Source organism: Streptomyces sp. NPDC043853 (assembly GCF_056436025.1).
Genome location: NZ_JBWKDJ010000011.1, coordinates 275,354 through 286,514, shown reverse-complemented (window position 1 = coordinate 286,514; position 11,161 = coordinate 275,354). Strand labels below are relative to the sequence as shown.

11 protein-coding genes are annotated in these 11,161 nt (G+C 71.2%); 7 read left to right on the top strand and 4 right to left on the bottom strand.

Annotated elements, in window-relative coordinates; all coding sequences use genetic code 11:
- Positions 1-358: 358 nt before the first annotated feature.
- A complete protein-coding gene (locus tag AC067U_RS27230) occupies positions 359-1,441 on the top strand; it encodes a radical SAM protein (protein ID WP_478832404.1) in 1,083 nt (360 codons plus the stop codon).
- A gap of 63 nt (positions 1,442-1,504) precedes the next feature.
- Here AC067U_RS27230 and AC067U_RS27225 read toward each other — a convergent pair whose 3' ends face one another.
- A complete protein-coding gene (locus AC067U_RS27225) occupies positions 1,505-3,139 on the bottom strand; it encodes an acyl-CoA synthetase (protein WP_478832403.1) in 1,635 nt (544 codons plus the stop codon).
- 239 nt (positions 3,140-3,378) lie between these two features.
- On the opposite strand from AC067U_RS27225, the gene AC067U_RS27220 reads away from it, so the two are divergent.
- The 5 genes from AC067U_RS27220 (at position 3,379) to AC067U_RS27200 (ending at position 7,945) form a co-directional block, all read left to right on the top strand.
- Complete coding sequence (locus AC067U_RS27220) at positions 3,379-4,179, top strand: crotonase/enoyl-CoA hydratase family protein (protein ID WP_478832402.1); 801 nt, start codon at positions 3,379-3,381, stop codon at positions 4,177-4,179.
- A gap of 116 nt (positions 4,180-4,295) precedes the next feature.
- The gene (locus AC067U_RS27215; RefSeq protein WP_478832401.1) at positions 4,296-5,261 is read left to right on the top strand and encodes a Zn-ribbon domain-containing OB-fold protein; all 966 of its coding nucleotides are present in this window, start codon (positions 4,296-4,298) and stop codon (positions 5,259-5,261) included.
- Positions 5,258-6,346 carry a thiolase domain-containing protein gene (locus AC067U_RS27210; protein ID WP_478832400.1) on the top strand — a complete coding sequence of 363 codons (1,089 nt, stop codon included), beginning with the start codon at positions 5,258-5,260 and terminating at the stop codon, positions 6,344-6,346. The genes AC067U_RS27215 and AC067U_RS27210 overlap by 4 nt, the downstream gene beginning before the upstream one ends.
- On the top strand, positions 6,343-7,533 hold the full coding sequence (locus tag AC067U_RS27205) for a thiolase domain-containing protein (protein ID WP_478832399.1): 1,191 nt from the start codon (positions 6,343-6,345) through the stop codon (positions 7,531-7,533). The genes AC067U_RS27210 and AC067U_RS27205 overlap by 4 nt, the downstream gene beginning before the upstream one ends.
- Positions 7,534-7,717: 184 nt before the next feature.
- A complete protein-coding gene (locus AC067U_RS27200) occupies positions 7,718-7,945 on the top strand; it encodes a DUF397 domain-containing protein (protein ID WP_478832421.1) in 228 nt (75 codons plus the stop codon).
- Between the two features lie 100 nt (positions 7,946-8,045).
- Here AC067U_RS27200 and AC067U_RS27195 read toward each other — a convergent pair whose 3' ends face one another.
- The 3 genes from AC067U_RS27195 to AC067U_RS27185 form a co-directional block, all read right to left on the bottom strand.
- Positions 8,046-8,924 (bottom strand): hypothetical protein, encoded by an 879-nt coding sequence (locus AC067U_RS27195; RefSeq protein WP_478832398.1) that lies wholly within the window; start codon positions 8,922-8,924, stop codon positions 8,046-8,048.
- Positions 8,925-9,001: 77 nt separating this feature from the next.
- Positions 9,002-9,442 (bottom strand): peptidase inhibitor family I36 protein, encoded by a 441-nt coding sequence (locus tag AC067U_RS27190; protein WP_478832397.1) that lies wholly within the window; start codon positions 9,440-9,442, stop codon positions 9,002-9,004.
- 410 nt (positions 9,443-9,852) lie between these two features.
- Complete coding sequence (locus AC067U_RS27185) at positions 9,853-10,506, bottom strand: TMEM175 family protein (RefSeq protein WP_478832396.1); 654 nt, start codon at positions 10,504-10,506, stop codon at positions 9,853-9,855.
- Positions 10,507-10,655: 149 nt separating this feature from the next.
- Between AC067U_RS27185 and AC067U_RS27180 the strand changes: the two genes are divergently transcribed.
- Positions 10,656-11,090: an ACT domain-containing protein gene (locus AC067U_RS27180; RefSeq protein WP_478832395.1), complete on the top strand. Its 435-nt coding sequence runs from the start codon at positions 10,656-10,658 to the stop codon at positions 11,088-11,090.
- The last annotated feature ends 71 nt before the right edge of the window (positions 11,091-11,161 follow it).

The following is an 11,161-nucleotide window of genomic DNA, read 5'->3' as shown; positions in this document are numbered from 1 at the left end:
GGGGGGGGGCGCGCGAGGGTTGGAGGAGCCCCCCCGCGGGGGGGTTTTTTGTCCCGCTCCGGCAACGCGGCGAGGTGCCGTGCCAGGCGGCGCGGCCCTGGCCATGATCCGCCGGACAGGCCTAGCCTCCTGCTCACCACACTCATCCCCGTGCCCCGTCTCCCGCGCGGCACGGCGCGGTGCGCTGCCGTGAAGAACGCCCCTCTCCTGTGAAACACCCCGCTCCCGGGAACCACCCGCCTCCCGCGAAACACCCGTCTGGTCGGTACGTCTGCGCGGATCGCGGCGGGAGGCCGGTGGGACAGTGGCAGGGGTGAGGGCCGGCGGCAGGTCCCGAGGGCAGGGAGTGTGGGGCGAAATGGAAGGTCAGGGTTGCGCGGAAGCGGTCTGCGAGGACCCGGTCCGCGAGGACTCGGTCTGGCTGGACTTCCTCTGGCTGGAGTTGACCAATCGCTGCAACCTGCAGTGCGTGCACTGCTACACGGACTCGCACCCGCAGAGCGGCCACCGCGACCTCCTCTCGAAGGACCACTACGAGAAGGTCATGGAGGACGCCTACGCGCTGGGTTGCCGGAAGGTGCAGTTCATCGGCGGGGAACCGCAGCTGAGCCCGCACTTCGGCCACCTCGTGGCCAGGGCGAAGCACATCGGCTACGAGTTCGTCGAGGTGTTCACCAACCTGACGCACCTCAGCGACGAGACGCTCGACTACGCGGCCGGGAACGACATCGCCTTCGCGACGTCGGTGTACTCGCACGACTCGGCGGAGCACGACCGGGTGACCAAGGTGCGGTCCAGCCACGAGCGGACTGTCCGGAACCTCCGCCGCCTCGTCGAGCGCGGGGTGACCGTCCGCGCCGCGGTGATCGCCATCGACCAGGGCCAGGACGCCATCGAGCGCACGAAGGAGTTCCTGCACGGCATGGGCGTCGACTCCGTGCGCGTGGGCGAGATCCGCGAGTTCGGCCGCGCGCAGGAGGTCATGGCGCAGGACGCGCAGCTCTCCGGGCTGTGCGGCCACTGCTGGCGGGGGCGGCTGTGCGTGAGCCCCGACGGGACGGCGTACGCCTGCGTCATGGCGCGGGAGTGGCCGGTCGGCAACGTACTGGAGGAGGAGCTCGGGCAGATCCTGCGGGGCGGCCCGCTCGACCGCATGCGGAAGACCATCCGCGAGGAGGTGTGGGTCCCCCGGGCGCAGTCCCACGCGGACCGGGGGAAGCCCTGTGACCCCTCGAACCCTTGCGAACCCCAGCCGTACTGCACACCGGACGTCGGGCCCTGCGGACCGGGCGACTGCCCGCAGAGCCCCGGCTGCGTGCCCGACAGCGGCGACCCCACCCCCCAGTGCGTGCCCGACGGCTGCCCGCAGAGCTGCCAGCCGGACACGTGCCCGCAGAGCTGCGACCCCAACCAGTTCTGCGGACCGGACTTCGGGAAGTAGGGGCGAGCGCGCAGGCACGCGCAGCGCCGGGGAGTCGGGTGCGCAGCACGTGGCGGCGTACGGCTACGCGCCGGCGCCGGAAGCGTCCGCCGCCGCGGCGACCTCCTTGGCCCAGCGGTAGTCCGCCTTGCCGCTCGGCGACCGGCGGATCTCCGGGGTGACCACCAGCTGGCGGGGGATCTTGTACCCCGCCAGCTTCGTCCGGCAATGGGTCTGGATCTCCTCCAGGGTCGGGACCGCCGCGCCCGCGCGGACCTGGACCACCGCCGCCACGTGGTTGCCCCACTTCGCGTCCGGGACCCCGGCGACCAGCGCGTCGTAGACGTCCGGGTGCGCCTTCAGGGCCTGTTCGACCTCCTCCGGGTACACCTTCTCGCCGCCGGTGTTGATGCACTGCGAGCCGCGGCCCAGGACCGTGACGATGCCCGACTCGTCGACCGTCGCCATGTCGCCCAGCAGGACCCACCGTTCGCCGTCCCGCCGGAAGAAGGTCTCCGCGGTCTTCGCCGGGTCGTTGTAGTAGCCCAGCGGTACGTGGCCGCGCTGGGCCAGGCGTCCGGGTTCGCCGACCGCGACCGGCTCGTGCGTCACCGGGTCGACGACCGCGGTGCGCTCGTTCACCTCCAGCCGGAAGCCCTTCTCCGGCCCCGAGTCGTCCGTCGCCTTGCCGTTGGACCCCGACTCCGAGGAGCCGAAGTTGTTCAGGAGCAGGGCATTGGGCACCAGTTCCCGCAGCTCGGCAAGGACCGTCTCCGACATGATCGCCCCGGAGGAGGAGATGCTGAACAAGGAGGACATGTCCGTGCCCCGCAGCGGGCCGCGCAGCGCGTCGATCAGGGGCCGCAGCATCGCGTCGCCGACCAGGGAGATGCTCGACACCTTCTCCTTCTCGATGGTGCGCAGCACCTCCTCGGGCGCGTACTTGCGGTGGATGACGATCCGCTGCCCGTAGTTGAAGGCCACGAACGAGGTCAGTGTCGAGGTGCCGTGCATCAGCGGGGGAGCGGGGAAGAAGGTCAGCCCCGCACCGCCCGCGGCCACCCGCTCGGCCAGCTCCTCCGGCCGCTTCACCGGCTCGCCCGAGGGCGCGCCGCCGAACAGCCCGGCGAAGAACAGGTCCTCCTGGCGCCACATCACGCCCTTGGGCATGCCGGTGGTGCCGCCCGTGTAGATGATGAACAGGTCGTCGGCCGAGCGGGGGCCGAACCCCCGTTCCGGGGAGCCCGAGGCCTCCACCCCGGCGAACTCCACCACGTCCAGGGCCGGCGCCTCGGCCGGCGGTTCCCCCACCCGGACCAGGTGCCGCAGCTTCGTGGTCTGCGGCAGTGCCGCCGCCACCCGTTCGGTGAACTCCGCGTCGAAGACGAGCGCGGCCAAGTCGGCGTCGTTGTAGAGGTAGACCAGCTCCTCCTCCACGTAACGGTAGTTCACGTTCACCGGCACCAGGCGGGCCTTGAGGCAGGCGAGCACCGTCTGCAGGTACTCGACGCCGTTGTAGAGGTGCAGGCCCAGGTGTTCGCCCGTGCGGAGCCCGCTGTCCAGCAGGTGGTGGGCGAGGCGGTTGGCCGCGTCGTCCAGCTCCCGGTACGTCAGCCGGCGCTCGGCACCGGTTCCGGGGTGGTCCACGAACACGAGGGCCTCACGGTCCGGCACCACGTCGACCACCGACTCGAACAGGTCGGCAAGGTTGTACTCCACCGTTCCTCCTGATCCCGTGCCCTCTGTCAGGCGCCCTGGTTCACGTCCCCGTGCAGTTCCCCGTGCGATGCCCCCGTGCCGTGCCGTGCCCGTACGGGGCCCGACGGCGGTCATTAGATCGCCGCCCACCGCAACAGGGAAGAGGCCCGGCGAATTAATCTGACTAGGCGTCAGAAAGCTATTGAACTGCACCCGCCCCTCCTGCAACCTGTTCTAGTCGCGAGGACGGGAGGACGGCAATGGGTGGGACGGAACACCTGACAGTGGAACGGCAGGGCGCCACACTGGTGCTCACCATGAACAGGCCGGAGGCCAAGAACGCGCTCTCGCTGCCCCTGCTGGTCGGCCTGTACGACGGCTGGCTGGAGGCCGACGAGGACGACACGATCCGCTCGATCGTGCTCACCGGCGCCGGAGGGGACTTCTGCGCGGGCATGGACCTGAAGGCCCTGGCCGGCCGGGGCATGGACGGCGACCACTACCGGGACCGCCTGAAGGCCGACCCGGACCTGCACTGGAAGGCGATGCTGCGCCACCACCGGCCGCGCAAACCCGTGATCGCAGCCGTCGAGGGCTACTGCGTGGCCGGCGGCACCGAGATCCTGCAGGGCACCGACATCCGCGTCGCCGGAGCCGGCGCCACCTTCGGCCTCTTCGAGGTCAAACGAGGACTGTTCCCGATCGGCGGCTCCACGGTCCGCCTGCAGCGCCAGATCCCGCGCACCCACGCGCTGGAAATGCTGCTCACCGGCCGCCCGTACACCGCCGACGAGGCCGCCCGCGTCGGCCTGGTCGGTCACGTCGTCCCCGACGGCACGGCCCTCGCCAAGGCCCTGGAGATCGCCGGGCAGATCAACGCGTGCGGCCCGCTGGCCGTCGAGGCCGTCAAGGCCTCGGTCTACGAGACCGCCGAGATGACCGAGACCGAGGGCCTCGCCGCCGAACTCACCCGGGGCTGGCCGGTCTTCGACACGGCCGACGCGAAGGAGGGCGCCCGCGCCTTCGCCGAGAAGCGCCCCCCGGTGTACCGCCGCGCCTGAGACCGCCCGCGCCGTACGTCAGCAGTCCGCCGCCCCTCGTCGCGCCCGTCGCCCTCGCCCGCCGCCCGTCGCCGTACGCCCCGCAGCCGCGGGATCCGCAGATTCGGAGACCCCCCATGACGCAAGCCGCGCCCCCGCCCGACCTGCTCCGCGCCCCCCTCGTCGTCGAGTTCCCCTTCACCCGGTCCCTCGGACCCGTCCAGAGCGCCTTCCTCACGGGCCTGCGCGAGCGCGTCGTCCTCGGCGTGAAGACCTCCGACGGCACGGTGATGGTCCCGCCCGTCGAGTACGACCCGGTCACCGCCGAGGAGCTCCGCGAACTGGTCGAGCTCGAACCCACCGGCACCGTCACCACCTTCGCCTGGAACGACCACCCCCGCCCGAACCAGCCCCTGGCCACCCCCTTCGCCTGGGTCCTCGTACGGCTCGACGGCGCCGGCACCGCCCTCCTGCACGCCCTCGACGCTCCCGGCCCCGACGCCGTGCGCACCGGTATGCGGGTCCGGATCCGCTGGGCCGCCGAACGCACCGGCGCCATCACCGACATCGCATGCTTCGAGCCCGCGGACGACACCGCTCCCGCGGCGGAACCCGCCCCGCACGACGGCGCCTTCGCCGACCCGGTCACCGGCATCGTCGCGCCCGCCCGGCTCGACTACACCTACAGCCCGGGCCGCGCCCAGACCGCGTACATCGCCGCCCTCTCCGAGCGGCGGACCGTCGGCGAGCGCTGCCCCTCCTGCCACAAGGTGTACGTCCCGCCCCGCGGGGCCTGCCCCACCTGCGGGGTCGCCACCACCGACCGGGTGGAGGTCGGTCCGGCAGGCACGGTCACCACCTTCTGCATCGTCAACATCAAGGCGAAGAATCTCGACATCGAGGTGCCGTACGTCTACGCGCACATCGCCCTGGACGGAGCGGGCCTTGCCCTCCACGGGCGGATCGGCGGCATCCCCTACGACCAGGTCCGGATGGGCCTGCGCGTCGAACCCGTGTGGACCGAAGGCGGCCGCTACCCCGACCACTACCGCCCCACCGGCGAACCCGACGCCGAGTACGACACGTACAAGGAGCTGCTATGACCGACGCGAACGGGAACCGAGTGCCGCAGCGGAACCGATACGCGCGCGAGGTCGCCGTCGTAGCCTTCGCGCAGAGCGACCACCTGCGCCGCACCGACGAGCTCAGCGAAGTCGAGATGGTCATGCCGGTCCTGCACGAGGTGCTGCGGCACACCGGACTCAAGGCCGGGGAGATCGGCTTCACCTGCTCCGGATCCTCGGACTACCTCGCCGGTCGCGCCTTCTCCTTCACCATGACCCTCGACGGGGTCGGCGCCTGGCCGCCCATCTCCGAGTCCCACGTGGAGATGGACGGTGCCTGGGCCCTCTACGAGGCATGGGTGAAGCTCCAGACCGGCGAGGCCGACACCGCGCTCGTCTACTCGTACGGGAAGTCCTCGCCCGGTCCGCTCCGCGACGTCCTCACCCGGCAGCTCGACCCCTACTACCTCGCCCCGCTGTGGCCCGACTCGGTGGCCCTGGCCGCCCTCCAGGCCCAGGCCCTCATCGACGCCGGCGAGACCGACGAACCCGCCCTCGCCGCCATCGGCGCCCGCAGCCGGGCCGCCGCCGAGGCCAACCCGCACGCCCAGCTCCGCGGTACCGTCCCCCCGGGCGACTACCAGGTCCGGCCGCTGCGCACCGGGGACTGCCCGCCCATCGGCGACGGAGCCGCCGCGGTGGTCCTCGCGGCCGGCGACACCGCCCGCCGGCTGTGCCGGCGCCCCGCCTGGATCACCGGCATCGACCACCGCATCGAGGCGCACTCCCTCGGCCTGCGCGACCTCACCGACTCGCCGTCGGCGCGGACCGCGGCCGAACGCGCCGGGCTGTTCGACCGGCCCGTCGACACGGCCGAACTCCACGCGCCGTTCTCCGCGCAGGAGGTGGTGCTCCGCAAGGCCCTCCGCCTGGACGACTCGGTCACCGTCAACCCCTCGGGCGGCGCCCTGGCCGCCAACCCCGTGATGGCGGCCGGCCTGATCCGCATCGGCGAGGCCGCCGCCCGTATCCACCGCGGCGCCTCCGACCGGGCCGTCGCGCACGCCACGTCCGGCCCGTGCCTCCAGCAGAACCTGGTCGCCGTCCTCGAGGGGGAGTCATGAGCAAGGCCACGGCACCGGCGGCCGGGAAGGAGCCGGTGGCGGTCGTCGGCATCGGCCAGACCAAGCACGTCGCCGCCCGCCACGACGTGTCCATCGCCGGACTGGTCCGCGAAGCCGCCACCCGGGCCCTCGCCGACGCCGAGCTGACCTGGGCCGACATCGACGCCGTCGTCATCGGCAAGGCCCCGGACTTCTTCGAGGGCGTCATGATGCCGGAGCTGTACCTCGCCGACGCCCTCGGTGCCGTCGGCAAGCCGATGCTCCGCGTCCACACGGCCGGATCCGTCGGCGGCTCCACGGCCCTGGTGGCCGCCAACCTGGTCGCCGCGCGGGTCCACCGCACGGTCCTGTCCCTCGCTTTCGAGAAGCAGTCCGAATCCAACGCCATGTGGGGGCTCTCCCTCCCCGTGCCCTTCCAGCAGCCGCTGCTGGCCGGCGCGGGCGGCTTCTTCGCCCCGCACGTGCGGGCGTACATGCGGCGCACCGGCGCCCCCGACACCGTGGGCTCCCTCGTCGCGTACAAGGACCGCCGCAACGCGCTGAAGAACCCGTACGCGCACCTGCACGAGCACGGCATCACGCTGGAGAAGGTGCAGGCCTCCCCGATGCTGTGGGACCCGATCCGCTACTCCGAGACCTGCCCGTCCTCGGACGGCGCCTGCGCGATGGTCCTCACCGACCGGTCCGGCGCGGCCCGCGTGCCGCGCCCGCCGGCCTGGGTGCACGGCGGCGCGATGCGCAGCGAGCCCACGCTGTTCGCCGGGAAGGACTTCGTCTCCCCGCAGGCCGGCAAGGACTGCGCCGCCGACGTCTACCGGCAGGCGGGCATCACCGATCCGCGCCGGCAGATCGACGCGGTCGAGATGTACGTGCCGTTCTCCTGGTACGAGCCGATGTGGCTGGAGAACCTCGGCTTCGCGGCGGAGGGCGAGGGCTGGAAGCTCACCGAGGCCGGGGTGACCGAACTCGACGGCGACCTCCCGGTCAACCCCTCGGGCGGGGTCCTCTCCACCAACCCCATCGGGGCCTCCGGCATGATCCGCTTCGCCGAGGCCGCGCTCCAGGTCCGCGGGCAGGCCGGCGAGCACCAGGTGCCGGGGGCGCGGCGGGCCATGGGCCATGCCTACGGCGGCGGCGCCCAGTTCTTCGCGATGTGGCTGGTGGGCTCCGAACCGCCGTCCTCCTGACCGCCCACGGAGGGCTGCCCGCCGGAACCGCGCTGCGGAAAGGGAGTTCCGGGGCAGGGGACCGGACCGGCCACGAGGGGCGCGAGTGACGCACCGTGGCCTGTCCGGCACCGCCCGCTGTGGTTAACCTGAGCCCCGGACGACGACACATGCGGTACGGGAGGAGCACCACGTGGCCGAGAGCATGACTTCGCAGCCCCTCGCCGGCTGGGGCAAGCCGGACCTGGATCTGACCGGGGCGCACTGGCAGTCGAGCAGCCAGGGCGCGGGCGACGTACAGATCGCCTTCGTCGAGGGGTTCATCGCGATGCGCAACAGCGAGCGCCCCGAGAGCCCTTCACTGATCTTCGCCCCGGACGAGTGGCGCGCCTTCGTCCTGGGCGCCCGGGGCGGCGACTTCGACCTCACCTAGGTGCACTGAGTCGTGATCACCGGGTGGTCCGGGGCGGTCTTCGACCCGGACCACCGAGGCGCGCGGGGCGGAGGCCGGCGAGGTGGCGGCCCGAGGGGGCTCAGCCCTTCGCGAGGATCTCCTTCGCCGCGGCGACCTTCTTCCGGTGGACGTCCTGCAGCTTCTGGAGCAATTGCCGGTCCTTGGCGATCATCGCCGTCTGGAGTTTCGACTCCGCGGTGAACCATATGTCCAGGAGGCCGGTCTGACGCTTACAGGCGACATCGGCCCGTGCCGTCGCCTTCTCCCGTTCTGTCACGGGACCTTCGCGGAATTCCTCCGAAGCAAACGGATCACGGGGTGAAGCGTATGCGTATCCATTCTTCTGCATACAAGCCGACCAGTTCTTGAATCCGGCCTGTACCTCTGGCAGCAGCAGGGATTGCTGATAGCTCTGCGACGATATCCGGCTGGCCGCCTCGGCCCCCTCCGGATTCGAGTGTTCCTTGCGCAGGTCGTTCTGCGCCTCTCCGAGGCATCCGTTTTCCGGGATCTTCTTCCCTTGGTACTCGGACGGCCCGGACCCGGATTCCCGCTTGCCGTACAGAACGGCGCGTACGTCAGCGCTGAGCTGCTCGGGCTGCTTCGGGGCCCCGGCCGGATCCAGCCGATAGCCGAAGAGGGAGGCGGCCTTCTCGTCCGACAGGCCGTACCGGCGATCGGCGCCCGGCTGCGGCGGACCCGGCCGGGGCGGCTGGTAGCTCAGGGAGAAGCGGGCCATGCAGGTGCGTGCCAGCACGTGCTCGGCCGCCTCGATGGATGCGTACTCCGCGTCCGTGTAGCTGTACGCGGCGATGGGCAGGCGGTAGGTGTAGGACCCCTTCGAGGCCTCGGAATCCTTGGTGTGGCGGCCCGCCGGGTCGCCGTCTCCCTGCGATCCCTGTGCCGTGCACCCCACCAGGGCGAACATGGCCAGCGTGGCTGGCACCAAACGTCTCATCTGGTTGCTCCTGCGGAGCCCCGTGTGGGCCTTGCGGTCACACGGGGCTGACATGCAAAGAAGGAACGGTTTACCCGTCAGTTGAACTTGTAGCAGTTCGAGCCGGACGCGCCGAACGCCATGGAGGCGTTGTCGTTGTACGTGTTCACCAGACGGTTGGCGTTCGTGTACGGGGCGATGGTGTCGCACGCGCCGTTGTAGCCGCTGTTGAAGAAGATCGTGGTCGGGGTGGGGCTGCCGTTGTAGAAGGAAGCCGCGCCGTTCTTCACCGGCGTGCCCTTTCCGGCTCCCGAGTCCAGGAACTTGTAGCCCGCGAGGTCACTGATGCTGCCGTTGATGCCGCCGCTTCCGGTGAAAGTCGTGCGCGATCCGCTCAGACCCGAGTTGTAGTAGAAGGTTCCGCAGTTGGCCTCTCCCGTGCAGGCAATGCCGACGCCGGCCTGTGCCGGAGTCACGCTGAAGGCCAGGGCGGCCGCAGCCGGAAGGGCAACGGCCATGGCGCGCCGAATGTTTGTCATGAATCTCCTCCAGAAATCATGATCGCCAGAGTGGCGGAGGTGGAGTGTAGGTGGACGTCAAGCCGTCGCGTCAAGCTGAGCGGGCGGGGTGTGACATTCTCCTCGCGACGCAGTGTCAAAGTTTTTGAGAAACCCCGTACTTGATGCACACAGCGCGAGGGGCGCGCTCTCGTTCGCGTCGCCATGGGATTTGCCCGCCGGGATGAGGTGGTGTCAGACTGCCCGTGCTCAGGACCACTTGTGGTTGTTCTGCGCGAGCCTGTTCGTCCTGTGTTCCGTCGTGACCTCAACCGCAGTCTGAGCCCGCGAAGTCGGCCACGGCCTCCAGCCCCGGGTCGTGATCGGTCACCGCCTTCTCCGCAGACTCCTGGAGATCGAAGTCCAGCGCCGCGGGTCGGTCTGATGGGCTCTCAGTCCGGTGCGGGTGTGCGTCGGCGTGCGCGGGTGCCGAGGAAGGCCTTGACCGGGAACAGGATCAGCCAGATCCAGACGGCCGCTGCGGGGGAGACGAAGGCGATCGGCACGGTCAGCGCACAGACCAGGGCGGAAACACCCAGGTCGGTGACGATGTCGCGGCGCACCCGGTCGGGGACGGGATGCGAGAGCCCCGGGCGGCGCCGGATGGTGTGGAACAGCGCGAGTTGCAGCAGGTCGATCACCGTGACGGTGGCCGCGTAGGCGGCGACGGCCAGTGGTTCGTCCGCGTACTCGGACAGCACGGCGGTGGGGAAGGGGACCAGCGCGATCGCCCCCAGTCCGGCCAGTGCGACCAGCACGGTGGGGGCGGCCACCAGCCTGGCGAGGCCGAGGATGCGGCGCTGGTCGCCCCAGAACGCGGCCAGGATCGCGAAGCTCAGGACGTACGCGCCGAGGTGGGGCAGTACGTCGGCCAGACCCTCGCGGAACGCGGGCCCGTCCAGGCCGGGCTCGATGCCGATGTCCAGGACCAGCAGGGTCATGGCGATGGCGTAGATCCCGTCGGACAGGGCGATCAGCCGGTCCGGCGACGTGGCGCCCGCGGTCGGCCCGGCGCTGCCCGCTGCGTCCTGTGCGCGTTCGCTCACACCGCCCAGCGTGCTCGGCGGGTCCTCCGTGCTCCGCTGATTACGCCGCCCGTGGTCGCGCCGCGCGCCCCGGAACACGGCGGGGTCCCGCCGTCCTGGTACGGGCCCGTCGGCGCGATGTGCGCCGGGGGCGCGGGTACCGTGCCCGCATGAGTGGCGAACGGGATCTGGCGCGGCTGCTGAGCGGGATGCGGCCCGAACTGCAGGACGAGAGGTACGTCTTCACCACGGTGCAGGGCGCCGAGGTGCCGGCCGGGCTGCGGCCCGCCGCCACCGTCCGGGAGGCGGAAGGGCTGACCCTGGTGCTGCGGCAGGAGGACGCGGACGCGGCCGGGCTGCCGTACGCGTACGTCGCCGGATGGATCACCCTCCGGGTGCATTCCGCGCTCGATGCCGTCGGGCTCACCGGAGCCTTCGCCGCCGAGCTCGCCGCGCACGGGCTGAGCTGCAACGTCATCGCCGGATACCACCACGACCACCTGCTCGTTCCGGTCGAGAGGGCCCGTGAGGCGGTGGCCGTGCTGGAGCGGCTCGCCGCCCGTTCCGCGGCCCGGACCGGTACCCGTTCCGGCGGGTCTGCGTAGCTCCGGCCGTCCCGCCGACGGGTACATGGAGAGGTCCCGTCCGATCGGTCCTAGGAAGATCCGATCTTTCG

Bases quoted from the DNA above. Each gene is read 5' to 3' on its own strand.
- AC067U_RS27215 (WP_478832401.1), top strand. From the start codon at position 4,296: ATGACGCAAGCCGCGCCCCCGCCCGACCTGCTCCGCGCCCCCCTCGTC.
- AC067U_RS27230 (WP_478832404.1), top strand. From the start codon at position 359: ATGGAAGGTCAGGGTTGCGCGGAAGCGGTCTGCGAGGACCCGGTCCGC.
- AC067U_RS27220 (WP_478832402.1), top strand. From the start codon at position 3,379: ATGGGTGGGACGGAACACCTGACAGTGGAACGGCAGGGCGCCACACTG.
- AC067U_RS27190 (WP_478832397.1), bottom strand. From the start codon at position 9,442: ATGACAAACATTCGGCGCGCCATGGCCGTTGCCCTTCCGGCTGCGGCC.
- AC067U_RS27210 (WP_478832400.1), top strand. From the start codon at position 5,258: ATGACCGACGCGAACGGGAACCGAGTGCCGCAGCGGAACCGATACGCG.
- AC067U_RS27195 (WP_478832398.1), bottom strand. From the start codon at position 8,924: ATGAGACGTTTGGTGCCAGCCACGCTGGCCATGTTCGCCCTGGTGGGG.
- AC067U_RS27200 (WP_478832421.1), top strand. From the start codon at position 7,718: ATGACTTCGCAGCCCCTCGCCGGCTGGGGCAAGCCGGACCTGGATCTG.
- AC067U_RS27180 (WP_478832395.1), top strand. From the start codon at position 10,656: ATGAGTGGCGAACGGGATCTGGCGCGGCTGCTGAGCGGGATGCGGCCC.
- AC067U_RS27205 (WP_478832399.1), top strand. From the start codon at position 6,343: ATGAGCAAGGCCACGGCACCGGCGGCCGGGAAGGAGCCGGTGGCGGTC.